The organism is Citrobacter amalonaticus Y19, from assembly GCF_000981805.1.
In the GTDB taxonomy this organism is placed as follows: Bacteria; Pseudomonadota; Gammaproteobacteria; order Enterobacterales; family Enterobacteriaceae; genus Citrobacter_A; species Citrobacter_A amalonaticus_C.
On the sequence record NZ_CP011132.1, the window covers coordinates 4,819,082 to 4,841,944 of the forward strand.

Annotated in this window: 21 protein-coding genes; 16 read left to right on the forward strand and 5 right to left on the reverse strand. The window is 55.2% G+C overall.

Annotated elements, in window-relative coordinates; all coding sequences use genetic code 11:
• Window positions 1-90: 90 nt before the first annotated feature.
• Window positions 91-1,281 (reverse strand): maltose/maltodextrin ABC transporter substrate-binding protein MalE, encoded by a 1,191-nt coding sequence (malE, locus tag F384_RS22260; protein ID WP_046493889.1) that lies wholly within the window; start codon window positions 1,279-1,281, stop codon window positions 91-93.
• A gap of 368 nt (window positions 1,282-1,649) precedes the next feature.
• Between malE and malK the strand changes: the two genes are divergently transcribed.
• From malK to ubiA, 5 genes are all read left to right on the forward strand, one after another.
• Window positions 1,650-2,759 (forward strand): maltose/maltodextrin ABC transporter ATP-binding protein MalK, encoded by a 1,110-nt coding sequence (gene malK / locus F384_RS22265; protein ID WP_046493891.1) that lies wholly within the window; start codon window positions 1,650-1,652, stop codon window positions 2,757-2,759.
• A gap of 77 nt (window positions 2,760-2,836) precedes the next feature.
• On the forward strand, window positions 2,837-4,135 hold the full coding sequence (locus F384_RS22270) for a maltoporin (protein ID WP_046498508.1): 1,299 nt from the start codon (window positions 2,837-2,839) through the stop codon (window positions 4,133-4,135).
• Window positions 4,136-4,327: 192 nt separating this feature from the next.
• Complete coding sequence (gene malM / locus F384_RS22275) at window positions 4,328-5,272, forward strand: maltose operon protein MalM (RefSeq protein ID WP_046493893.1); 945 nt, start codon at window positions 4,328-4,330, stop codon at window positions 5,270-5,272.
• 180 nt (window positions 5,273-5,452) lie between these two features.
• Window positions 5,453-5,950: a chorismate lyase gene (ubiC, locus tag F384_RS22280; RefSeq protein ID WP_046493895.1), complete on the forward strand. Its 498-nt coding sequence runs from the start codon at window positions 5,453-5,455 to the stop codon at window positions 5,948-5,950.
• 12 nt (window positions 5,951-5,962) lie between these two features.
• The gene (ubiA, locus tag F384_RS22285) at window positions 5,963-6,835 is read left to right on the forward strand and encodes a 4-hydroxybenzoate octaprenyltransferase (RefSeq protein ID WP_046493897.1); all 873 of its coding nucleotides are present in this window, start codon (window positions 5,963-5,965) and stop codon (window positions 6,833-6,835) included.
• Window positions 6,836-6,970: 135 nt separating this feature from the next.
• Here ubiA and plsB read toward each other — a convergent pair whose 3' ends face one another.
• A complete protein-coding gene (gene plsB / locus F384_RS22290) occupies window positions 6,971-9,391 on the reverse strand; it encodes a glycerol-3-phosphate 1-O-acyltransferase PlsB (protein WP_046493899.1) in 2,421 nt (806 codons plus the stop codon).
• 170 nt (window positions 9,392-9,561) lie between these two features.
• Here plsB and F384_RS22295 point away from each other — a divergent pair, with 170 nt between their 5' ends.
• From F384_RS22295 to F384_RS22310, 4 genes are all read left to right on the forward strand, one after another.
• Window positions 9,562-9,930: a diacylglycerol kinase gene (locus F384_RS22295; RefSeq protein WP_042321070.1), complete on the forward strand. Its 369-nt coding sequence runs from the start codon at window positions 9,562-9,564 to the stop codon at window positions 9,928-9,930.
• 123 nt (window positions 9,931-10,053) lie between these two features.
• Entirely contained in the window at window positions 10,054-10,662 is a 609-nt protein-coding gene (gene lexA, locus F384_RS22300; RefSeq protein ID WP_042321072.1) for a transcriptional repressor LexA, read from the forward strand.
• Between the two features lie 84 nt (window positions 10,663-10,746).
• Window positions 10,747-12,072 carry an MATE family efflux transporter DinF gene (gene dinF / locus F384_RS22305; protein ID WP_046493902.1) on the forward strand — a complete coding sequence of 442 codons (1,326 nt, stop codon included), beginning with the start codon at window positions 10,747-10,749 and terminating at the stop codon, window positions 12,070-12,072.
• A gap of 130 nt (window positions 12,073-12,202) precedes the next feature.
• A complete protein-coding gene (locus F384_RS22310) occupies window positions 12,203-12,412 on the forward strand; it encodes a CsbD family protein (protein WP_042321477.1) in 210 nt (69 codons plus the stop codon).
• A 77-nt stretch (window positions 12,413-12,489) separates the two neighbouring features.
• Here the strand turns inward: F384_RS22310 and zur are convergent, their stop codons facing one another.
• Complete coding sequence (zur, locus tag F384_RS22315) at window positions 12,490-13,005, reverse strand: zinc uptake transcriptional repressor Zur (protein WP_042321076.1); 516 nt, start codon at window positions 13,003-13,005, stop codon at window positions 12,490-12,492.
• A gap of 292 nt (window positions 13,006-13,297) precedes the next feature.
• On the opposite strand from zur, the gene traF reads away from it, so the two are divergent.
• Window positions 13,298-14,533 (forward strand): conjugal transfer protein TraF, encoded by a 1,236-nt coding sequence (gene traF, locus F384_RS22320; RefSeq protein WP_226991671.1) that lies wholly within the window; start codon window positions 13,298-13,300, stop codon window positions 14,531-14,533.
• 29 nt (window positions 14,534-14,562) lie between these two features.
• On the opposite strand, the gene F384_RS22325 is transcribed toward traF, so the two are convergent.
• Entirely contained in the window at window positions 14,563-14,895 is a 333-nt protein-coding gene (locus F384_RS22325) for a type II toxin-antitoxin system HicB family antitoxin (RefSeq protein WP_046493903.1), read from the reverse strand.
• 143 nt (window positions 14,896-15,038) lie between these two features.
• Here F384_RS22325 and dusA point away from each other — a divergent pair, with 143 nt between their 5' ends.
• Both dusA and pspG read left to right on the forward strand, forming a co-directional pair.
• A complete protein-coding gene (dusA, locus tag F384_RS22330; RefSeq protein WP_046493906.1) occupies window positions 15,039-16,034 on the forward strand; it encodes a tRNA dihydrouridine(20/20a) synthase DusA in 996 nt (331 codons plus the stop codon).
• 133 nt (window positions 16,035-16,167) lie between these two features.
• Window positions 16,168-16,410 (forward strand): envelope stress response protein PspG, encoded by a 243-nt coding sequence (pspG, locus tag F384_RS22335; RefSeq protein WP_046493907.1) that lies wholly within the window; start codon window positions 16,168-16,170, stop codon window positions 16,408-16,410.
• 288 nt (window positions 16,411-16,698) lie between these two features.
• On the opposite strand, the gene F384_RS22340 is transcribed toward pspG, so the two are convergent.
• Window positions 16,699-17,682 (reverse strand): quinone oxidoreductase, encoded by a 984-nt coding sequence (locus F384_RS22340; RefSeq protein WP_046493910.1) that lies wholly within the window; start codon window positions 17,680-17,682, stop codon window positions 16,699-16,701.
• Window positions 17,683-17,746: 64 nt separating this feature from the next.
• Between F384_RS22340 and dnaB the strand changes: the two genes are divergently transcribed.
• The 4 genes from dnaB to aphA all read left to right on the forward strand — a co-directional run bounded on the left by dnaB (window position 17,747) and on the right by aphA (window position 22,725).
• Window positions 17,747-19,162, forward strand: coding sequence for a replicative DNA helicase (gene dnaB, locus F384_RS22345; protein ID WP_046493911.1), 1,416 nt, complete (start codon window positions 17,747-17,749; stop codon window positions 19,160-19,162).
• Window positions 19,163-19,311: 149 nt separating this feature from the next.
• Complete coding sequence (gene alr, locus F384_RS22350; protein ID WP_046493915.1) at window positions 19,312-20,391, forward strand: alanine racemase; 1,080 nt, start codon at window positions 19,312-19,314, stop codon at window positions 20,389-20,391.
• A gap of 193 nt (window positions 20,392-20,584) precedes the next feature.
• Entirely contained in the window at window positions 20,585-21,778 is a 1,194-nt protein-coding gene (gene tyrB / locus F384_RS22355) for an aromatic amino acid transaminase (RefSeq protein WP_046493918.1), read from the forward strand.
• Between the two features lie 233 nt (window positions 21,779-22,011).
• Entirely contained in the window at window positions 22,012-22,725 is a 714-nt protein-coding gene (aphA, locus tag F384_RS22360) for an acid phosphatase AphA (RefSeq protein WP_046493920.1), read from the forward strand.
• The last annotated feature ends 138 nt before the right edge of the window (window positions 22,726-22,863 follow it).

The window sequence follows — 22,863 nt, forward strand, 5'->3', positions numbered from 1 at the left end:
AATGTGCCGGATGGCGGCATAAATGCCTTATCAGGCCTACAGGCGTTTGTAGGCCTGATAAGCGTAGCGCCATCAGGCACATCGACAGCATTACTTGGTGATACGGCCCTGCGCGTCTTTCAGTGCAGCATCAACCGTCTGACGACCGCTGGCGGCATTGATGACCGCTGTACGCACGGCATACCAGAACGCAGACATCTGCGGGATGTTCGGCATGATTTCGCCTTTCTGGGCGTTATCCATGGTGGCCGCGATGCGCGGGTCTTTCGCTAACTGCTCCTGATAGGATTTCAGCGCCACGGCACCCAGCGGTTTATCCTTGTTCACTTCTTCCAGACCCTGATCGGTCAGCAGGTAGTTTTCAAGGAACTCTTTCGCCAGTTCTTTGTTCGGGCTGGCGGCGTTAATACCGGCACTCAGCACACCGACGAACGGTTTAGACGGTTTGCCTTTGAAGGTCGGCAGCAGGGTAACGCCGTAGTTCACTTTGCTCTTGTCGATATTCGACCAGGCCCACGGACCGTTGATGGTCATCGCCGTATCGCCTTTGTTAAAGGCCGCTTCTGCGATGGAGTAATCGGTGTCCGCGTTCATGTGTTTGTTCTTGATGAGGTCAACCAGGAAACCCAGGCCTGCTTTTGCGCCTGCGCTGTCGACGCCCACATCTTTCACATCGTACTTGCCGTTTTCAAACTTAAAGGCGTAACCGCCATCGGCAGCAATCAGCGGCCAGGTGAAGTACGGTTCTTGCAGGTTGAACATCAGGGCGCTCTTACCTTTCGCCTTCAGCGCTTTATCCAGCGCGGGGATCTCTTCCCAGGTCTTCGGCGGGGTTGGCACCAGGTCTTTGTTGTAAATCAGCGACAGCGCTTCTACCGCGATGGGGTAGGCGATCAGTTTGCCGTTGTAACGCACAGCATCCCAGGTGAACGGATAGAGTTTGTCCTGGAACGTTTTTTCCGGGGTGATTTCAGCCAGCAGGCCAGACTGTGCGTAACCGCCAAAACGATCGTGCGCCCAGAAGATGATGTCCGGACCGTCACCGGTTGCCGCGACCTGCGGGAATTTCTCTTCCAGCTTGTCCGGGTGTTCGATGGTCACTTTGATGCCGGTGTCTTTCTCGAATTTTTTCCCGACTTCGGCCAGGCCGTTATAGCCTTTATCGCCGTTAATCCAGATAACCAGTTTACCTTCTTCGATTTTGGCCAGAGCCGGTGCGGAAATCATCATTGCTGCAAGGGCGGACAACGCGAAAGCGCATGCGCCAGTCTTGATCTTCATATCTGCCATCCTTTTGGTGATGTGCTCGTGGTATGACTTCAGTGATTCAACGTGACTCAGTCTCCTTATTTGACATCCTCTTTCCATCCTCCTTACCCCTACGCCCCACCCGCTCTTTATGTGATCTGTGTTGCATAAATGTGAGTAATGCGTACTGGCGCACATAAAAACAGACTCATTTTTGCGAGGGATATCACGAAATTACCCGATCTCCCCCGGCCAGGGTCTCAGACTTCCTTCCCTCATCCTCCCGACTCCTCCCCCATGAAAAAGCCGGGGGTGGAGGATTCACGCAGGCAGTGAATCCCGCATAGTCAGGCCATCATGAATGTTGCTGTCAATGACAGGTTGTAACGAAGGGAGAAGGCATGGCGAGCGTACAGCTGCGAAATGTAACGAAAGCCTGGGGTGACGTGGTGGTATCGAAAGATATCAATCTCGACATTCACGAAGGGGAATTCGTGGTGTTTGTTGGACCGTCAGGCTGCGGCAAATCGACCCTGCTCCGTATGATTGCCGGACTTGAAACGATTACCAGCGGAGACCTCTATATTGGGGAAACCCGCATGAACGATATCCCACCTGCGGAACGTGGCGTCGGTATGGTCTTCCAGTCCTACGCGCTCTATCCCCATTTATCCGTTGCCGAAAATATGTCGTTTGGCCTGAAACTGGCGGGCGCGAAAAAAGAGGTGATGAATCAGCGTGTTAACCAGGTTGCGGAAGTACTGCAACTGGCGCACCTGCTGGAGCGTAAACCGAAAGCCCTCTCGGGGGGGCAGCGCCAGCGTGTGGCGATTGGCCGTACGCTGGTGGCGGAACCGCGCGTGTTCCTGCTCGATGAACCTCTCTCTAACCTCGATGCCGCGCTGCGTGTGCAGATGCGTATCGAGATCTCCCGTCTGCATAAGCGCCTTGGGCGCACGATGATCTACGTCACCCACGATCAGGTCGAAGCGATGACGCTGGCCGACAAAATCGTGGTGCTGGACGCCGGTCGCGTTGCGCAGATCGGTAAACCGCTGGAACTGTATCACTACCCGGCAGATCGCTTCGTCGCGGGCTTTATTGGTTCGCCGAAGATGAATTTCCTGCCGGTGAAAGTCACCGCGACCGCCATCGATCAGGTGCAGGTGGAACTGCCGAACCGTCAGCACGTCTGGCTGCCGGTCGACAGCCGCGATGTGCAGGTGGGCGTAAACATGTCGCTAGGTATTCGTCCGGAACACCTGCTGCCCAGTGAAATCGCCGATGTCACGCTGGAAGGCGAGGTTCAGGTCGTCGAACAGCTTGGTCACGAAACACAGATTCATATCCAGATCCCCGCCATTCGTCAAAACCTGGTGTATCGCCAGAGCGACGTGGTGTTGGTAGAAGAGGGCGCCACATTCGCTATTGGCCTGCCACCAGAGCGTTGTCATCTGTTCCGTGAAGATGGCACTGCATGTCGTCGGTTGCATAAAGAGCCAGGCGTTTAAGGCGTCCCATTAAAAAAAAGCGCAAAGCCCTACGGTGAAGCGTTCAAAGAAAAGCAATGATCTCAGGAGATAGAATGATGATTACTCTGCGCAAACTCCCCCTGGCGGTTGCCGTCGCAGCAGGCATTATGTCTGTTCAGGCAATGGCAGTGGATTTCCATGGTTATGCTCGTTCCGGTATCGGCTGGACGGGTAGTGGCGGCGAACAACAATGTTTCCAGGCAACCGGTGCTCAAAGTAAATACCGTCTTGGTAACGAATGTGAAACCTATGCGGAACTGAAACTGGGTCAGGAAGTCTGGAAAGAGGGTGATAAGAGCTTCTATTTTGACACCAACGTTGCCTACTCTGTGGCTCAACAGAATGACTGGGAAGCTACTGACCCGGCGTTCCGTGAAGCTAACGTACAGGGTAAAAACCTGATCGACTGGCTGCCAGGCTCCACCATCTGGGCGGGTAAGCGCTTCTATCAGCGTCATGACGTTCACATGATCGACTTCTACTACTGGGATATCTCGGGTCCTGGTGCCGGTCTTGAAAACATCGACCTGGGCTTCGGTAAGCTGTCTCTGGCTGCCACCCGCTCTCAGGAAGCTGGCGGCTCGTACATCTTTAGCAGCAACGATGTCTACCGCGATTACAAAGACACTGCCAACGACGTGTTCGACGTGCGTTTAGCCGGTCTGGAAACCAACCCGGACGGCGTGCTGGAACTGGGTGTTGACTACGGTCGCGCGAACAAAACTGACGGTTACCACTACGTTGACGGCGCAACCAAAGACGGCTGGATGTTCACCGCTGAACATACCCAGAGCATGCTGAAAGGCTACAACAAGTTTGTCGTTCAGTACGCGACTGACGCGATGACCACTCAGGGTAAAGGGATCCCACAGGGTACCTACACTATCAATGACAGCGATAACATCACGACCAACAACAACGGTTCTCTGGTGCGTATCCTCGACCACGGCGCGATCTCCCTGGGCGACCGTTGGGATCTGATGTACGTCGGTATGTATCAGGATATCGATCGTGACGATAAAAACGGTACAACCTGGTACACCGTGGGTGTGCGTCCGATGTTCAAATGGACACCGATCATGAGCACCCTGATGGAAGTCGGCTACGACAACGTGAAATCTCAGCGTACCGACGACACCAACAACCAGTACAAAATCACCCTGGCGCAACAATGGCAGGCTGGCGACAGCATCTGGTCTCGCCCGGCTATCCGTGTCTTCGCAACCTACGCGAAGTGGGATGAAAAATGGGGTTACGACAACGGCATCGCTTACAGCGATACCAGCGCGCATACCTTCAGCCGTGGTGACAACGATGAGTGGTCCTTCGGTGCCCAGATGGAAATCTGGTGGTAATCCAGCACTAACCTGACGTAACGAGGGGCGAAAGCCCCTCCCAAACTGCTGCAATGCCGAATGGCGCAAGCTTATCGGGTCTACGGCACCAGTTTGTAGGCTGGATAAGGCGTCCGCCGCCATCCGGCATCATCTGGTTTAGCGCGCTATTGCCTGGCCACCGCTGAACCCACGCTTTCTGAGGTGATAACAATGAAAATGAAGAAAAGTCTCGTCGCCCTTTGTTTATCCGCAGGGTTATTTGCCAGTGTGCCGGGCATCAGCCTGGCTGATGTTAACTATGTGCCGCAAAATACCAGCGCTGCGCCGACAATTCCGACGGCGGCGCTCCAGCAGTTAACCTGGACGCCGGTTGACCAGTCTAAGACGCAAACGACGCAGCTTTCGACTGGCGGTCAGCGTCTTGACGTGGCCGGCATTTCCGGCCCGGTTGCCGCGTACAGCGTGCCAGCGAACATCGGTGAGTTAAACATCACGCTCTCCAGCGAAGTGAACAAACAAACCAGCGTGTTTGCACCCAACGTCCTGATTCTCGATCAGAACATGACGCCTTCTGCATTCTTCCCAAGCAGCTATTTCACCTACCAGGAGCCTGGCGTGATGAGCGCGGATCGTCTGGAAGGCGTTATGCGCCTGACGCCAGCGCTGGGCCAGCAGAAACTTTATGTTCTGGTCTTTACGACCGAGCAAGATCTCCAGCAGTCCACCAAACTGCTCGACCCGGCGAAAGCTTATGCCAAAGGCGTGGGTAACTCTGTTCCGGATATTCCGGACCCGGTTGCCCGTCATACCACCGACGGCTTGCTGAAGCTGAAAGTAAAAACCAACAGCAGCTCCAGCGTGCTGGTGGGGCCATTGTTTGGTTCTTCCGGCCCTGGCCCGGTGACGGTCGGTAACACCGCTGCGCCTGCGCCGACCTATGCTGCACCTGTTGCCGCGCCGGTGGTTGCACCTGCGCCCGCGAAGAAAAGCGAGCCGATGTTGAATGACACCGAAAGCTACTTTAACAAAGCGATTAAAGACGCCGTCGCCAAAGGCGACGTTGATAAAGCGCTGAAACTGCTTGATGAAGCTGAACGTCTGGGATCGACATCTGCCCGTTCCACCTTTATCAGCAGTGTAAAAGGCAAGGGGTAATGTTCTCCCCACATTGCTGATTTGCAACAACTGGTGCGTCATCTGGCGCACCTTTTTTTTAGCATTTCCTGCGACTTGTTACGCTTCTGTTGCGCAACAGATCACTTAATTATGTTTCCATCTCCCGTAAGCTCTTTTCTGCGATACAATGCCTTTCAGTTATGAAACGGAGAGTCAGGCATGTCACACCCCGCGTTAACGCAACTGCGTGCGCTGCGCTATTTTGAAGAGATCCCCGCCCTGGACCCAGAACAGCTCGACTGGCTGCTACTGGAAGATTCCATGACAAAACGTTTTGAGCAGCAGGGAAAACGGGTCACTGTGACATTGATCAGGGAAGGATTTGTGGGTCAAAACGAGGTGGTGGAAGAGCTAACCCGACTGCCAAAAGAAACCCGCTACTGGCTGCGTGAAATCCTGTTATGTGCCGATGATGAACCCTGGCTGGCCGGACGAACCGTGGTGCCTGAATCCACGCTGTCTGGCCCCGAACTGGCCTTACAAAATTTGGGCAAGACCCCGCTGGGGCGTTATCTGTTTACATCATCGACGTTGACCCGAGATTTTATTGAAATTGGTTGTGATGCCGGGCTGTGGGGACGCCGTTCCCGACTGCGACTGAGCGGTAAGCCGCTGATGTTGACCGAACTGTTTTTACCCGCATCACCGTTGTACTAAGAGGAAAATAAAATGGAGTGGAGTCTGACGCAGAATAAGCTGCTGGCGTTTCACCGCTTAATGCGTACGGATAAGCCCATCGGCGCCTTACTGCTGCTCTGGCCGACGCTGTGGGCGCTGTGGGTGGCGACCCCTGGGGTTCCTCAATTGTGGATCCTGGCGGTGTTTGTCGCCGGGGTCTGGCTGATGCGCGCCGCCGGATGCGTGGTGAATGACTATGCCGATCGGAAATTCGACGGGCACGTTAAACGCACGGCGAACCGCCCGTTGCCCAGCGGCGCGGTGACGGAGAAAGAGGCCAGGACGCTGTTTGTCGTGCTGGTGGTGCTCTCCTTCTTGTTGGTGCTGACGCTCAATACCATGACTATTCTGCTGTCGATTGCGGCGCTGGCATTGGCGTGGGTCTATCCGTTTATGAAGCGCTACACCCACCTGCCGCAGGTCGTGCTGGGGGCGGCGTTTGGCTGGTCGATTCCGATGGCCTTCGCGGCGGTGAGTGAATCGGTGCCGTTGAGCTGCTGGCTGATGTTCCTGGCTAACATTCTGTGGGCGGTGGCCTACGACACGCAGTACGCGATGGTTGATCGCGATGACGATCTGAAAATCGGTATTAAATCGACGGCCATTCTGTTTGGCGAATATGACAAGCTGATTATCGGTATCTTGCAGGTGGCGGTGCTGGCGCTGATGGCGCTGATTGGTTGGCTAAATGGCCTGGGGCTGGGCTATTACTGGTCTGTACTGGTCGCTGGCGCGCTGTTTGTCTGGCAGCAGAAGCTGATTGCCAACCGTGACCGCGAAGCCTGCTTTAAAGCGTTCATGAACAATAACTACGTGGGACTGGTACTGTTTATCGGTCTGGCGATGAGTTACTGGCATTTATAAAACATCTTGCCTGATGGCGCTGCGCTTGTCGGGCCTACCAGACCGTAAGCCGCTGTAGGCCAGATAAGGCGGAACGCCGCCATCCGGCAATCTGATATAAAAAAAGCCGGTCATCTCGACCGGCTTTTCTATGTATTACTCGCCTTGTGTTGCGCTCTCGATGGTGAGGCGTACATCCGAAGTAATTAACTCCGCCAGCATCTGATACACCTTCATCGTTTCGCCCGGTTCCGCATCGCCGGTATCGCTGATGTAACCCTCGTCACGCAGAGTCAGCACCAGTGAGCTGAATACCGCCTTGTCGAAGAATTCCGGCGCGTTGATACCGTGCAGCACGGACAGTCGCTGCGCCACGGTGCGGCTCTCTTTCTCCAGCGTCCCGCGGTTGATAGACGGGTTGGCGCTCAGCAGCCAGAAGGTGATGGCATAGCGTTGCAGCGTTTCGCGCGCGCCCGCCGCCAGCAGTTGCAGCGTGCGGGAGTGGGCCGGGTTGATATGCAACTCGTCGTCCTGAACGGTGATCAGCCCCTGACGCTGCATTTCAGCCGTCAGCGCATCAATCACGCCCGCCAGCTCATCGCGCTCCCAGCGCAGGAACAGCTCAGCTTTCAGCATCGGGTAGAGCACGTCAACGTGTTGCAGCAGCGCTTCGCGGGAAATATGACGATGCTGGGTGACGATCGCCGCCATCAGCGACGGCAGCACCAGCATATGCGCGATATTATTGCGATAATAGGTCATCAGCACCGCCTGTTCGCGCGGCAGAATGATGATATCGCCAATGGTATCCTTCTCGACTTCGAACTTGTTCATCTGCAACGCGTGATCGATAAGATCGCTGGCGCTGACGGACGGTACGGTCGAATCAGAGGAATACGGCACATTACGCATCAGATCCAGATAACAGTTGAGCTGCTCGGTCAGTTGCTCGCGGGTCAGCGAACGCTGACGAGAGGCTAACAGCGCGGTGCAGCACAGGTTCATGGCGTTAGCCGCCCCCGCGTTGTTAATACGCACCATCAGCTCTGCCGCCATCCTGTTCACCGTTGGCGTCAGCCAGGCCGGACGCACGGCTTCGATAGGATCGATAGACTCGCGCCACTCCGGTACGTGGTGATTCAGGTACGTCATCAACGGCATTGGCTCGCCAAAGTTCACGTAGCCCTGACCAAGATTACGCAGCTTGCTCAAGCCACGCAGCATCTGCGGCAGACTCTCTTTCTCTTTGGTTGCCCCGCGCAGCTCTTTGGCATAGGTTCCCACTTCCATCACGTGCTCGTAACCGATGTAAATCGGCACCAGGGTGATCGGACGGGTGCCGCCGCGCAGCATCGCCTGGATGGTCATCGACAGCGTGCCGGTTTTCGGGTCCAGCAAACGGCCGGTACGGGAACGACCGCCTTCGACAAAGTATTCAACCGAGTAGCCGCGGCTGAACAGTTCGCCCAGATACTCACGGAAAACGGTGGAATAGAGCTTGTTGCCCTTAAAGGTACGACGAATAAAGAACGCGCCCAGGCGGCGGAAGATCGGGCCTGCCGGCCAGAAGTTCAGGTTGATACCCGCGGCAATGTGTGGTGGCACCAGCCCCTGGTGATAGAGCACGTAAGAGAGCAACAGATAGTCCATGTGGCTGCGGTGGCAGGGAACATAGACAATTTCGTGACCGTCGTGCGCCAGTTGGCGGACGCGTTCCGCGTTGTGAACGTTAATCCCCTGATAGAGCCGGTTCCAGGTGAAGCCCAGAATACGGTCGGTCAGGCGAATCATCTCGTATGAGAAATTGGCGGCGATCTCTTCCATCAGCGCAATCGCATTTTGTTGCGCCTTTTCATGAGAGATTTTCTTGCTGCGCGCCTCATCTTCTACCGCACGGGCAATCGCTTTGGACGCCAGCAGCTTGTTGAAGAGATCCTGACGCGCAGGCAGACGTGGCCCCACAGCAGCCAGACGCTGACGGGCAAAGTGCATACGCGCCACGCGAGCCAGTTTTTGCGCAATGATTTTATCCGTACCGTGCTCATCAGCCATTCGGCGCAGGGAGACGGAAGGAGAGAAGCGGACAAAGCTGTCGCGCCCCAGCCAGGAGACGGCAAAGAATTTCTGGATGCCGTTAAGCATGCGCAGCGGCGGGTTAACCTCACCCTTCTCACGACCCGGTGAGCGTCCAAACATCACCGACACTGGCACCATTTGCACATCCAGGTCCGGATTGCTGCGATGCAGGTCGAGATAGTTATGGAACAGCTTGATGGACTCTTCCTTCGGCGTGTAATAGGTGAACACCCGCGGTCCGCCGTGAATGAACACATAGCGCGGCAACTGCGTGCCATCGATCTCCAGCGGCACTAACGGGTCGGGGAGATCGTGCGCCAGACATTGCGCGCGCAGCGTCATCAAGTCCGCTTTGGAGTTGTACGGTAAAACGTACATAATTGGACGAGAGGTATCGAGTCCCAACTCCGGGGCAGGATCTGCCGGAATAGACTTGCTTTTTACCAGTATGCTTAATGGTAAATTCAGGATTTTGTAGTAAATTCGTGGCCAGCCGGACATAAACGATGTAAAGCCTCTGGTTAATAATGCAATTGCGTTGCAAGGATATCAGAAAGTCATGTGAATTTCTGGTGTATCCCGTCATACTTCGCGCCGCGTTGCCCTGACTCGAATCACATGAGTTAACAAGACAATGTCATTGACGCCAATAATGTAAAAAGGTTCTTTTAATGGCTAATAATACCACTGGATTCACCCGAATTATCAAAGCTGCAGGCTATTCCTGGAAAGGTTTTCGCGCCGCGTGGATTAACGAGGCCGCGTTCCGTCAGGAGAGTGTGGCGGTTCTGCTGGCCGTGGCTATCGCCTGCTGGCTGGATGTGGATGCCATTACGCGCGTGCTGTTGATTGGCTCCGTCATGCTGGTCATGATCGTTGAAATCCTGAACAGCGCCATCGAGGCCGTGGTGGACCGTATCGGCTCTGATTATCACGAACTCTCCGGTCGCGCAAAAGATATGGGATCGGCGGCGGTGCTGCTCTCTATCATTGTGGCGCTGATCACCTGGGGCCTCCTGCTGTGGACACATTTTCGCTAAGGTTTTTTCGACCCTGATTCCATAACAAGTTAAATCTGTTGTTGAATGTGCAGTTTGTGGTTCCAAAATCACCTTTAGCTGTATATACTCACAGCATAACTGTATATACACCCAGGGGGCGGAATGAAAGCGTTAACGGCCAGGCAACAAGAGGTGTTTGATCTCATTCGGGATCACATCAGCCAGACAGGTATGCCACCGACGCGTGCGGAGATTGCACAGCGTTTGGGGTTCCGTTCCCCAAACGCGGCTGAAGAACACCTGAAAGCGCTGGCGCGTAAAGGGGCGATTGAAATCGTCTCCGGCGCTTCTCGCGGCATTCGACTGCTGCAGGAAGAAGAAGAGGGTTTACCGCTCATTGGTCGCGTTGCGGCGGGCGAACCTTTGCTGGCGCAGCAGCACATCGAAGGCCATTATCAGGTGGATCCGTCTCTGTTTAAGCCGAATGCCGATTTCCTGCTGCGCGTCAGCGGAATGTCGATGAAAGATATCGGCATTATGGATGGCGATCTGTTGGCAGTACACAAAACCCAGGATGTGCGTAACGGCCAGGTGGTTGTGGCGCGTATCGATGACGAAGTGACGGTCAAACGCCTGAAAAAACAGGGCAACAAAGTTGAGTTGCTGCCTGAAAACAGCGAATTTAAACCTATCCTGGTTGACCTTCGTGAACAAAATTTCACCATCGAAGGATTGGCCGTTGGCGTCATCCGTAACGGTGAATGGCTGTAGTATTCCTGTAGGCCGGATAAGGCGGTTACACCGCCATCCGGCACTCTCACCACTCTCGTTATAATCTCTTCTCAGGCTCGTCCCATGCCGTTTTTTTCTTCTGCTGACAAAGCGCTCTGGCGTCTCGCCTTACCGATGATTTTCTCCAATATCACCGTTCCGCTGCTGGGACTGGTGGACACGGCGGTCATTGGTCACCTGGACAGCCCCGTGTATCTCGGTGGCGTGGCGGTGGGGGCGACGGCAACGAGTTTTCTGTTCATGCTCCTGCTCTTTTTACGCATGAGCACGACCGGGCTGACGGCGCAGGCGTTCGGCGCGAAGAATCCTCAGGCGCTGGCGCGGGCTCTGGTGCAACCGCTGATCCTGGCGTTGGGCGCAGGGGCCGCGATTGCACTCTTTCGCACACCGATTATCGATCTGGCGCTGCACATTGTGGGTGGTAGCGAAGCGGTGCTGGAACAGGCAAGACGGTTTCTGGCCATTCGCTGGCTGAGCGCCCCGGCGTCGCTGGCGAATCTGGTACTGCTCGGTTGGCTACTGGGCGTACAGTACGCGCGTGCGCCGGTGATCCTGCTGATTGTCGGCAATATCCTGAACATTGTGCTCGACCTCTGGCTGGTGATGGGACTGCACATGAACGTGCAGGGTGCCGCGCTGGCGACGGTGATCGCGGAATACTCGACGCTGCTGATCGGTTTGTTGATGGTGCGTAAAGTGCTGCACCTGCGCGGCGTCTCCCTCGCCATGCTCAAACAGGCCTGGCGGGGAAACGTTCGTCGCCTTCTGGCGCTCAATCGCGACATCATGCTGCGTTCATTGCTGCTGCAACTTTGCTTTGGCGCTATCACCGCGCTGGGGGCCAGGCTGGGCAGCGATATCATCGCCGTTAACGCCGTGTTGATGACGCTGCTGACGTTTACGGCCTATGCGCTGGATGGCTTCGCCTACGCCGTGGAGGCGCATTCCGGTCAGGCCTATGGCGCCCGCGACGGCAGTCAGCTACTGGAAGTCTGGCGCGCAGCGTGCCGCCAGTCAGGTATCGTCGCGCTGCTGTTTTCACTGGTCTATTTGCTCGCAGGCGAATCGATCGTTGCGCTGCTGACATCACTCCCACAAATCCAACAACTGGCCGACCGCTACCTGCTCTGGCAGGCGATTTTGCCTCTGGTCGGTGTCTGGTGCTATCTGCTGGATGGCATGTTTATCGGCGCAACGCGGGCGGCTGAAATGCGTAACAGCATGGCGGTGGCGGCCGCCGGGTTTGCACTGACGCTGTTGGCGCTCCCCGTGTTGGGTAATCACGGTTTGTGGCTGGCGCTGGCCGTTTTCCTTGCATTGCGCGGGCTGTCATTAGCCTGGATCTGGCGGCGACACTGGCGAAACGGGACCTGGTTTGCCACTTCATGATGGTTAAAGATTCTGAATAGTGAATTTAACCCAGAATCTATGACTACACTTAATCTCACGTCCAGCAGAAAATGAACGCGGTTGGGCGGTTTACTCTCACTATTCACAGCCTAATAAAGAGGACTTTATGATGAATAAAGACGAAGTCGGCGGTAACTGGAAACAGTTCAAAGGTAAGGTGAAAGAGCAGTGGGGCAAACTGACCGATGACGATATGACCGTCATTGAAGGTAAGCGTGATCAACTGGTTGGTAAGATTCAGGAACGTTATGGTTACGCGAAAGACCAGGCGGAGAAAGAGGTCGATAGCTGGGAAAAACGCAACGACTATCGCTGGTAACCCCTACTCTTACCCGTGAGTACAAGGATGTACACCCCTCTGTTTGCTTCGGGCGGCATAGCGTGCCGCCCACGCCCTTAACGGGGTTTCTTCTTAACCTGAATCGAATGATCGTGCTGGCACTCGCCAGGATGACGACAGGCTTCTACTTCCACGCAGGCTGAACATAATCCGTGTGCTTCAATGACATTGTGGCGCAGGGCAAATCCCATCTTTGCCGCCAGCGTATGCATAATGTCTTCCACGCCTTCCGCACACTCTTCCTTTACCGCGCCGCAGCGGTCGCAGATAAACATCGCGGAAGTATGGGTTGGCTGATCGAACAGGTAGCACAACACATAGCTGTTGGTGGATTCGACCTTATGCACAAACCCTTGTTCAAGCAGAAAATCGAGTGCGCGATAGACCGTTGGCGGCTTGGCCTGCGGTTCGGATTCACGCAGCAGGTCGAGCAGGTCGTAAGCGCTAATTGCGCCTTCCTGCAGGCTCATCAGACGCAACACTTCGAGGCGCTGTGGGGTCAGGCGCACATTGCGTTGCGCGCACAGTTTTTCAGCTTGCGCCAGCAACTCTTGCGTTGTGGTCTTTTCCATTGGGCACCTCGGATCGCGTGGAGTAAGAAAACCCTCACTTTACCATGTTCTGGGAGAAACGCCGAGTTCCTGGCCGGAACGCTAATTCGCTCGCTAATCTTTCCCTGATTTACAAACTCTTCTATATATATTGAGGCATGTCACAAAAATAAACGCCCCGGCGAGAGAAGGACAGGGGCAAAACAGACGACTTTTTCCTTGTTAATCACAGCAATGCTCCAGCTCTGACCGGTTGATACTGGCAGAGACGATTTTCACCTGCGAATAAAATGGGCTTACTGTGAATAAAAATTTGAATCTTTTGGTGGTGGCGATAACGGGCTCGCTGTTGGCGTCTCAAACGGCGAGTGCTGCGAATTCCTGGACAGAGGCGCGTAATGACGCGATGGGCGGAACGGGCGTGGCGTCGGCAAACTATGGCAGCGGCGTACTCATCAACCCGGCATTATTGGCGAAGTCACAGCCGGATGATGACATTACGGTGATCTTCCCGGCTATCGGTGGGCAGATGTCCGACAAGGATAATCTGCGCGATAAGATTGATGATGTTACCGACGACGTGAACAACTACCGCCGTTCTCTGGACAATATCAATCCACTCGATCTCTTTGTTCCCGGCAGCGCAGGCTACCGGCAGGTGTCTAATGCCGCAGGCGATCTGGCTGACCAGCTTGAATCTCTGAAAGGGAAAACGGCCAGTGCAAAAGCCGGCGGCGGGCTTGCGGTCAGCATTCCGAACGATGTGTTAGCCGTGGCCTTTGTGGCGAAAGCCAACGCCCGCGCCCGCGTGAGTTCGTCTATCGATCAGGGCGACATCGACACGCTGCGCGGCGTTGAAGCCGTGCCTTCCAGCATCCTGGCGGTGGATCCCGATAACCTGAAGTCAAAAGGGTTTGGCCGCGCCGCCATTGTCTCTGATTACGGTGTGGCGGTGGCGCGACAGTTCGACCTGGGCGGCGTACCGGTTTCGGTTGGCGTGACGCCGAAACTGCAAAAAACCTGGCTCTACAACTACACGGTCTCGATTTACGATTTCAACAGTGACGATATCAACAGCAGTCGCTATCGCAACGATGATACCGGCTTTAACGTTGATGCGGGTCTGGCCGCCGACTTTGGCGAACACTGGACGGTTGGTCTGAGCGGGCAAAACCTGTTCTCTCGTGATATCGATACAAAAGAGGTGGCGGGCGTTCGCGATACTTACCAGATTCGTCCGTTGGTCACCGCCGGTGTGGCGTGGCAGAACGATCTGCTGACGCTGAGCGCAGACGGTGATTTAACCGAAACCAAGGGCTTCAAAAGCGAGGAAAACTCACAGTATGTGGGTGTCGGTGCCGAAGTCCGACCGCTCGACTGGCTGGCCGTCCGCGCCGGTTATCGGGCTGACGTGAAAAACAATGACAGCAATGTCTTCACCGGCGGTGTCGGGTTTGCCCCGTTCAACCGGGTACATCTTGATTTGATGGGGCTGTACGGCGAGGACGAAACCTGGGGCGCAGGCGCGCAGGTCAGCGTGACGTTCTGACCGGATGGCGGGGCAGTATGCCCCGTCTTTCAGCCATGAGCTGCTTTAGTCAGCGTATCGTTAATCCATTGATTTACACTTTTCCCGGAGACTTCGGCGGCGATGTTAATCGCCGAATGCACCTCCGGAGAAATACGCAGACTGATCTTTCCACTTGCCGGGCGCAGAGGTTCTCTGCCTTGTTCAGCACAGTAAGAAAGGTAATCATCGACCGCTTCTTCGAAGGCATTGCGAAGATCGGAAACGTTGTCGGCATGGAAACCAATCACATCACGTATACCGGCAACATGCCCGACGAAGCACAAATCTTCGTCACTGTAATCAATTTTGGCGGCATAGCCTTTATAAGTCATGGTGTTCATGGGATCACTCCTACTGCGATAAGAAAGGCCATAGCATCCTTTTTATGATATCATTTTTTGATATCACATCAAGGTGAATCGTATCCCTTTCCTGCCTGTGCTATAGTAGCGCCCCCAATTCACCGGATGCTCAAAAAATAACCATGTCACCAGAATCACAATCCGCCTTTCCGGCCCGCCGTTTTTCCATCGCGCCTATGCTCGACTGGACGGACAGACACTGCCGCTACTTTCTGCGCTTGCTGTCTCGCCAGACGCTGCTCTACACCGAGATGGTGACGACAGGGGCGATTATTCATGGCAAAGGGGATTACCTGGCGTACAGCGAAGAAGAGCATCCGGTCGCTCTGCAACTGGGCGGCAGCGATCCGGCAGCGCTGGCGCACTGTGCGAAGCTGGCGCAGGCGCGCGGCTACGACGAAATCAACCTCAATGTCGGCTGTCCGTCCGATCGCGTGCAGAACGGCATGTTTGGCGCCTGTCTGATGGGCAATGCGCAACTGGTGGCGGATTGCGTAAAGGCGATGCGTGATGCGGTGTCGATTCCGGTGACGGTGAAAACCCGTATTGGTATTGATGACCAGGATAGCTATGAATTTCTCTGCGATTTCATCAGCACGGTGTCCGGTCGCGGTGAGTGCGACATGTTCATTATTCACGCCCGCAAAGCCTGGCTCTCCGGGTTAAGTCCGAAGGAAAACCGTGAGATCCCGCCGCTGGATTATCCGCGCGTTTATCAACTGAAACGCGACTTCCCGCACCTGACGATGTCCATCAACGGCGGTATTAAGTCGCTGGATGAGGTGAAGGCGCATCTCGAACATATGGACGGCGTGATGGTGGGGCGCGAGGCTTATCAGAACCCGGGTATTTTGGCTTCTGTCGACCGCGAAATTTTTGGCTCCCCGACGGCTGATGCCGATCCGGTTGCGGTGGTGCGGGCCATGTATCCCTATATCGAGCGCGAATTGAGTCAGGGTACGTATCTCGGCCACATTACACGCCATATGTTGGGTCTGTTTCAGGGGATACCGGGGGCGCGCCAGTGGCGGCGTTACCTGAGCGAAAACGCCCATAAAGCCGGTGCCGATATCAATGTGCTGGAGCACGCGCTGAAGCTGGTGGCCGATAAGCGTTAGATTTTCACTAAAAGTTAGTCAATTTCACCACGCCCTGCAAAAGTTTGCGGGGCGTTTTGTTGATAAATCAACAAATTAAGTTTGGCATGATTTTTGTAATGGTTTGAGCAGGAATTCATTATGGGAGAACATCATGCTGGAACTACTTTTTGTGCTTGGCTTCTTTATCATGCTGATGGTCACCGGCGTCTCGCTGTTGGGTATTCTGGCTGCGCTGGTTGTTGCCGCGTTCGTGATGTTCCTTGGCGGCATGTTTGCACTGATGATCAAACTGCTGCCGTGGCTACTGCTGGCTGTTGCGGTGGTGTGGGTGATCAAAGCGATTAAGTCGCCAAAAGTCCCGCAATATCAGCGCAATAACCGTTGGCGTTACTAAAGATGTGAGGGGTGCGTCACAACCTGTGATTTTGGCGTCAGAACCAAATAGGAATTGATCATCAAATCTGTCAGTATTGCGCGACTAACAGATTCATCGAGCTGTACCCTACATACAGCCGAACAAAAAAAGAAAGGGCTTCCCAATGGGAAGCCCAATTTCTTTCTCCCCGTCATAAGTAAAACCGCAGGTGTGTTGGCTGCTGTCACTCACCCCAGTCATTGACTTCAGAGGATTCGTTCCATTGCCGTCTTCCTGCAACTTGAATGATTTAGGGGCGCCGGACAGTCAAGGAATCAGCAAACTGGAACCCTGCGTCGCCCGACTCTCCAGCACTTCATGTGCGCGCTGCGCCTCTTTCAACGCATATTTCTGACTGTCTGCCACATCCACTTTGATCACACCGCTGGCAATCAGCGAAAACAGTTCGTTGCTGGCTTCGGTCAGTTCTTCCGCGGTGGTGATATAGCCCTGAAGAGAAGGGCGCGTGGCGTACAGGGAGCCTTTCTGATTCAGAATCCCCAGGTTCACGCCGGTCACCGGACCCGATGCGTTGCCAAAGCTGACCATCAGCCCACGACGTTGCAGACAGTCCAGCGAGGCTTCCCAGGTATCCTTGCCGACAGAGTCATACACCACGCGGACTTTTTTGCCGCCAGTTATCTCTTTTACCCGCTCAACAATGTTTTCTTCGCGATAGTTAATCACCTGCCATGCACCAGCATCCAGCGCCCGCTGCGCCTTTTGTGCGCTACCGACGGTGCCAATCAGTTTCGCACCCAGTGCTTTCGCCCACTGACAGGCAATCAGCCCAACACCGCCTGCGGCCGCGTGGAACAGGAACGGTTCGTCGGGCTTGATTTCGTAAGTTTTGCGCAGCAGATAATAAACGGTCAGTCCCTTCAGGAAAGAGGCGGCGGCCTGCTCATACGAGATGGCATCAGGCAGGATAGCAGCCTTATCGGCCGGGACGTTGTGGACCGAACTGTAGGCGCCGAGCGCGGATTGCGCATACACCACGCGATCGCCTGCTTTAATATGACTGACGGCGCTGCCGACTTTGCTGACGACGCCAGCCGCTTCGGTCCCTAAACCGCTGGGCAGCGCGGGAGGCGGATAAAGCCCGCTGCGAATATAGGTGTCGATAAAGTTAATACCGATCGCTTTGTTTTCGACCTGGATTTCGTTCGCCGCCGGATCGGCGGGGGTAAAGTCCACAGCCTGAAGCACGTCAGGGCCGCCATGCTTGTGAAATTCAATTCGTGTTGCCATGATTTCTCCAGTATCATCGGAAGATTAGCGTCAACTCACTTTTATCTCGGTAACTCCATTCACTATGGCAGGAAATAAACCCTTCAACAAACAACAGACTGATGTCCGTGACCGCGACCTACAGGTTGCCGGACTGAAAGTACCGCCGCACTCGATTGAAGCGGAACAGTCGGTGTTGGGCGGTTTAATGCTGGATAACGAGCGCTGGGACGATGTCGCCGAGCGCGTGGTGGCGGAAGATTTTTATACCCGTCCACACCGTCACATCTTCACCGAAATGGGACGATTGCAGGAAACCGGCAGTCCGATTGACCTGATTACGCTCGCGGAATCGCTGGAGCGACAAGGGCAACTGGACAGCGTCGGCGGTTTTGCTTATCTGGCTGAACTCTCCAAAAATACGCCAAGTGCGGCGAACATCAGCGCATATGCTGATATTGTGCGCGAACGTGCGGTGGTGCGCGACATGATCGCCGTCGCCCATGAAATTGCCGATGCGGGGTTTGATCCGCAGGGGCGCACCAGTGAGGACTTGCTCGATCTCGCCGAGTCCCGCGTATTTAAAATCGCGGAAAGCCGCGCCAATAAAGACGAAGGCCCGAAAAACATTGCCGATGTACTCGACGCCACCGTCGCGCGTATCGAACAACTGTTCCAGCAACCGCACGACGGGGTGACGGGCGTTAACACCGGCTATGACGATCTCAATAAAAAGACCGCTGGCCTGCAGCCGTCAGATCTGATTATCGTTGCGGCACGTCCGTCGATGGGTAAAACCACGTTTGCGATGAACCTCGTCGAAAACGCCGCGATGTTGCAGGATAAACCGGTTCTTATCTTCAGTCTCGAGATGCCCTCTGAGCAGATTATGATGCGTTCTCTGGCATCACTGTCCCGCGTGGATCAGACCCGTATTCGTACCGGACAACTGGACGATGAGGACTGGGCGCGGATTTCTGGCACGATGGGCATTCTGCTGGAAAAACGTAACATTTATATTGATGATTCCTCCGGTCTGACGCCAACGGAAGTGCGCTCCCGCGCGCGCCGTATCGCCCGCGAACACGGCGGCATCGGGTTGATTATGATCGACTACCTGCAACTTATGCGCGTGCCGTCGCTGTCCGACAACCGTACGCTGGAAATCGCTGAAATTTCCCGCTCGCTGAAAGCGCTGGCGAAAGAACTGCATGTGCCGGTTGTGGCGCTGTCGCAGCTCAACCGCTCGCTGGAACAACGCGCCGATAAGCGCCCGGTCAACTCCGACCTGCGTGAATCCGGTTCCATCGAACAGGATGCCGACTTGATCATGTTCATCTACCGCGATGAGGTTTATCACGAGAACAGCGATCTGAAAGGTATTGCGGAAATCATCATTGGTAAGCAGCGTAACGGCCCCATCGGCACGGTGCGACTGACCTTTAACGGACAATGGTCGCGCTTTGATAATTATGCGGGCCCTCAATACGACGACGAATAAATTTCCTTCACCCTTCACGCCGCAGGTGCGTTGACTGCGCTCGCTCACCCCGGTCACTTAGTTAACTAAGCTCCCGGGGATTCGCGGGCTTGTCGCCTTCCTGCAACGCGAATGGTTTTGGAAATTCTTTTTTTAATGAAGGAATACAAATGCAAGCGGCAACTGTAGTGATTAACCGCCGCGCTCTGCGACACAATCTGCAACGTCTGCGTGAACTGGCACCTGCCAGCAAGCTGGTTGCGGTCGTGAAAGCGAACGCTTACGGACACGGTCTGTTAGAGACCGCGCGAACGCTCCCCGATGCTGACGCCTTTGGCGTGGCGCGTCTTGAAGAAGCTTTGCGTCTGCGAGCGGGTGGGATCACGCAGCCCATCCTGCTGCTGGAAGGCTTTTTTGAGGCGACCGATCTGCCCACCATTTCCGCGCAGCGCCTGCATACGGCTGTTCATAATCAGGAACAACTGGCTGCACTGGAAGCCGCCGAACTGGATGAACCGGTAACCGTGTGGATGAAGCTCGACACCGGCATGCATCGTCTGGGTGTCCTTCCCGAGGAGGCCGACGCCTTCTGGCAGCGCCTGACGCAATGTAAAAACGTGCGCCAGCCGGTCAATATCGTCAGCCATTTTGCCCGTGCGGATGAGCCGGAATGTGGTGCGACCGAACGGCAGCTTGATGTGTTTAATACCTTTTGTGAAGGCAAAGCGGGCCAACGCTCAATTGCCGCGTCCGGCGGGATTTTACTCTGGCCGCAGTCGCATTTTGACTGGGTGCGACCGGGCATCATTCTCTACGGCGTGTCGCCGCTGGAAAACCAGTCCACAGGGGCTGATTTCGGTTGCCAGCCGGTAATGTCGCTGACCTCCAGCCTGATTGCCGTGCGCGAGCATAAAGCGGGTGAGCCGGTCGGCTATGGCGGAACGTGGATCAGTGAACGTGATACGCGCCTGGGCGTCGTGGCGATGGGCTATGGCGATGGTTACCCGCGCGCTGCGCCATCCGGTACGCTGGTGCTGGTGAACGGTCGCGAAGTGCCGATTGTGGGCCGCGTGGCGATGGACATGATTTGCGTTGATCTCGGGCCGCAGGCGACAGACCAGGCCGGTGACCCGGTGATTTTATGGGGAGATGGCCTCCCGGTTGAACGCATTGCGGCAATGACGAAAGTCAGTGCTTACGAACTGATCACCCGCCTGACCTCACGGGTGGCGATGAAATACGTGGATTAAGTACACCGGTTCCTGCCGGATGGCGCTAACGCTTATCCGGCCTACAAGCGTTTCCCGTATATCGCGCACGGACTGTAGGCCGGATAAGGCTATTACGCCGCCATCCGGCAATATTCCCACCAGATGCTCGATCTTCCACTCCATCCGGTTTATTGTGTCTTAACCCCTGCCTGTAAACCTGGAGAACCATCGCGTGTTTCAAAAAGTTGACGCCTACGCTGGCGACCCGATTCTGTCGCTCATGGAGCGGTTCAAAGAAGACCCGCGTAGTGACAAAGTGAATCTGAGTATCGGTCTGTATTACAACGAAGACGGAATTATCCCGCAGCTGAAGGCCGTGGCGGAAGCCGAAGCGCGCCTTAACGCGCAACCGCACGGTGCCTCGCTGTATCTGCCGATGGAAGGGCTAAATACCTATCGTCATACTATCGCGCCATTGCTGTTTGGGGCTGACCATCCGGTTCTCCAGCAACAGCGAGTAGCGACAATCCAGACATTGGGCGGCTCTGGCGCGCTGAAAGTGGGGGCCGATTTCCTCAAGCGCTATTTCCCGGATTCCGGCGTGTGGGTCAGCGACCCGACGTGGGAAAACCATATTGCCATTTTTGAAGGGGCTGGATTTAACGTCAGTACTTACCCCTGGTATGACAATGCGACCAACGGCGTGCGTTTTAACGATCTGCTGGCGACCCTGAAAACACTGCCTGCGCGCAGTATCGTCCTGCTGCATCCTTGCTGCCACAACCCGACCGGTGCGGATTTAACGCATGCGCAGTGGGATGCGGTTATCGAGATCCTGAAAGCAGGCGATCTGATCCCGTTCCTCGACATTGCTTACCAGGGCTTTGGCGCTGGAATGGACGACGATGCTTATGCTATTCGCGCAATTGCCAGTGCAGGACTGCCCGCGCTGGTCAGCAATTCCTTCTCGAAAATCTTCTCTCTGTACGGCGAGCGCGTCGGCGGGCTTTCTGTCGTCTGTGAAGATGCGGCTACCGCAGGCCGTGTGCTGGGGCAACTGAAGGCGACCGTACGCCGTAATTACTCCAGTCCGCCGAACTTTGGTGCGCAGGTGGTCGCGACGGTACTCGGTGATGACGTGCTGAAAGCCAGTTGGCTGGCGGAAGTGGAGGCGATGCGAACCCGTATTCTGGCCATGCGTCAGGAACTGGTGAACGTGCTGACCACCACGATTCCGGGACGCAATTTCGACTATCTGCTGCAACAGCGTGGTATGTTCAGCTACACCGGACTGAGTGCGGCTCAGGTCGATCGCCTGCGCGACGAGTTTGGCGTCTATCTGATCGCCAGCGGGCGCATGTGCGTGGCCGGTCTGAACGTGACGAATGTGCAGCGCGTGGCGAAGGCTTTTGCTGCGGTGATGTAATCTGTAGGCCAGATAAGCGCAGCGTAATCTGGCAAAACGCCACTGCCGGATGACGGAAAATCGCCTTATCCGGCCTGGTGATGGTCTCTTCCCTACTTATGTGATCCTCCTCCTTTTCCGGGACAAAACCGCAGAAAATCCTTCCTTTCACTTGTCGCCGGGGTTATGGTCAGAGAGTTTTTTGAACAATCGGTCTAATAAAATGATAACTAAATGACTTAACAGGGAAAAATATGCGAAGGCTCACACTGGCGCTGAGCGCCCTCTGCTTGTTATTCACGTTAAACCATTCCGCCAGCGCGCTGGCCTCTTCTCCTTCTCCGCTGAATCCAGGTACAAACGTTGCGAAACTCGCGGAACAAGCCCCCATTCACTGGGTTTCCGTGGCGCAGATCGAAAACAGCCTGGCTGGTCGTCCGCCGATGGCCGTTGGTTTTGACATTGATGACACCGTGCTGTTTTCCAGTCCCGGCTTCTGGCGCGGTAAGAAAACCTGGTCCCCGGACAGCGAAGCGTATCTGAAGAACCCGGCATTCTGGGAGAAAATGAACAACGGCTGGGATGAGTTCAGTATTCCCAAAGAGGCCGCGCGTCTGCTGATCGATATGCACGTCCGTCGCGGCGACAGCATCTTTTTTATCACCGGACGTTCGCCGACAAAAACCGAAACCGTGTCGAAAACGCTGGCCGATAACTTCCACATTCCAGCGACAAATATGAATCCGGTGATTTTTGCCGGAGATAAGCCCGGTCAGAACACCAAAACGCAGTGGTTGCAGGATAAAAATATCCGCATGTTCTATGGCGATTCGGACAACGACATCACCGCCGCGCGCGATGCGGGCATTCGTGGGATCCGAATCCTGCGCGCCTCAAACTCGACCTACAGACCGTTGCCGCAGGCTGGCGCGTACGGTGAAGAAGTTATCGTAAACTCGGAGTATTAAAAAACGGGGCGATTGCTGTTTTTTTAAACAAAATTGATCTGCCAGCTTTTACCTTTTGCTGTCTTGCTGCACACTGAGTATACCCGTCATACTTCAAGCTGCTTATACGTTGGCTGCACCCGCTCACCCCGGTCACTT

Bases quoted from the DNA above. Each gene is read 5' to 3' on its own strand.
- F384_RS22325 (WP_046493903.1), bottom strand. From the start codon at position 14,895: ATGAACACCATGACTTATAAAGGCTATGCCGCCAAAATTGATTACAGT.
- dusA (WP_046493906.1), top strand. From the start codon at position 15,039: ATGTCACCAGAATCACAATCCGCCTTTCCGGCCCGCCGTTTTTCCATC.
- aphA (WP_046493920.1), top strand. From the start codon at position 22,012: ATGCGAAGGCTCACACTGGCGCTGAGCGCCCTCTGCTTGTTATTCACG.
- pspG (WP_046493907.1), top strand. From the start codon at position 16,168: ATGCTGGAACTACTTTTTGTGCTTGGCTTCTTTATCATGCTGATGGTC.
- dinF (WP_046493902.1), top strand. From the start codon at position 10,747: ATGCCGTTTTTTTCTTCTGCTGACAAAGCGCTCTGGCGTCTCGCCTTA.
- plsB (WP_046493899.1), bottom strand. From the start codon at position 9,391: ATGTCCGGCTGGCCACGAATTTACTACAAAATCCTGAATTTACCATTA.
- dnaB (WP_046493911.1), top strand. From the start codon at position 17,747: ATGGCAGGAAATAAACCCTTCAACAAACAACAGACTGATGTCCGTGAC.
- malK (WP_046493891.1), top strand. From the start codon at position 1,650: ATGGCGAGCGTACAGCTGCGAAATGTAACGAAAGCCTGGGGTGACGTG.
- zur (WP_042321076.1), bottom strand. From the start codon at position 13,005: ATGGAAAAGACCACAACGCAAGAGTTGCTGGCGCAAGCTGAAAAACTG.
- F384_RS22340 (WP_046493910.1), bottom strand. From the start codon at position 17,682: ATGGCAACACGAATTGAATTTCACAAGCATGGCGGCCCTGACGTGCTT.
- ubiA (WP_046493897.1), top strand. From the start codon at position 5,963: ATGGAGTGGAGTCTGACGCAGAATAAGCTGCTGGCGTTTCACCGCTTA.
- malM (WP_046493893.1), top strand. From the start codon at position 4,328: ATGAAAATGAAGAAAAGTCTCGTCGCCCTTTGTTTATCCGCAGGGTTA.
- ubiC (WP_046493895.1), top strand. From the start codon at position 5,453: ATGTCACACCCCGCGTTAACGCAACTGCGTGCGCTGCGCTATTTTGAA.
- F384_RS22295 (WP_042321070.1), top strand. From the start codon at position 9,562: ATGGCTAATAATACCACTGGATTCACCCGAATTATCAAAGCTGCAGGC.
- lexA (WP_042321072.1), top strand. From the start codon at position 10,054: ATGAAAGCGTTAACGGCCAGGCAACAAGAGGTGTTTGATCTCATTCGG.
- alr (WP_046493915.1), top strand. From the start codon at position 19,312: ATGCAAGCGGCAACTGTAGTGATTAACCGCCGCGCTCTGCGACACAAT.
- malE (WP_046493889.1), bottom strand. From the start codon at position 1,281: ATGAAGATCAAGACTGGCGCATGCGCTTTCGCGTTGTCCGCCCTTGCA.
- F384_RS22270 (WP_046498508.1), top strand. From the start codon at position 2,837: ATGATTACTCTGCGCAAACTCCCCCTGGCGGTTGCCGTCGCAGCAGGC.
- F384_RS22310 (WP_042321477.1), top strand. From the start codon at position 12,203: ATGAATAAAGACGAAGTCGGCGGTAACTGGAAACAGTTCAAAGGTAAG.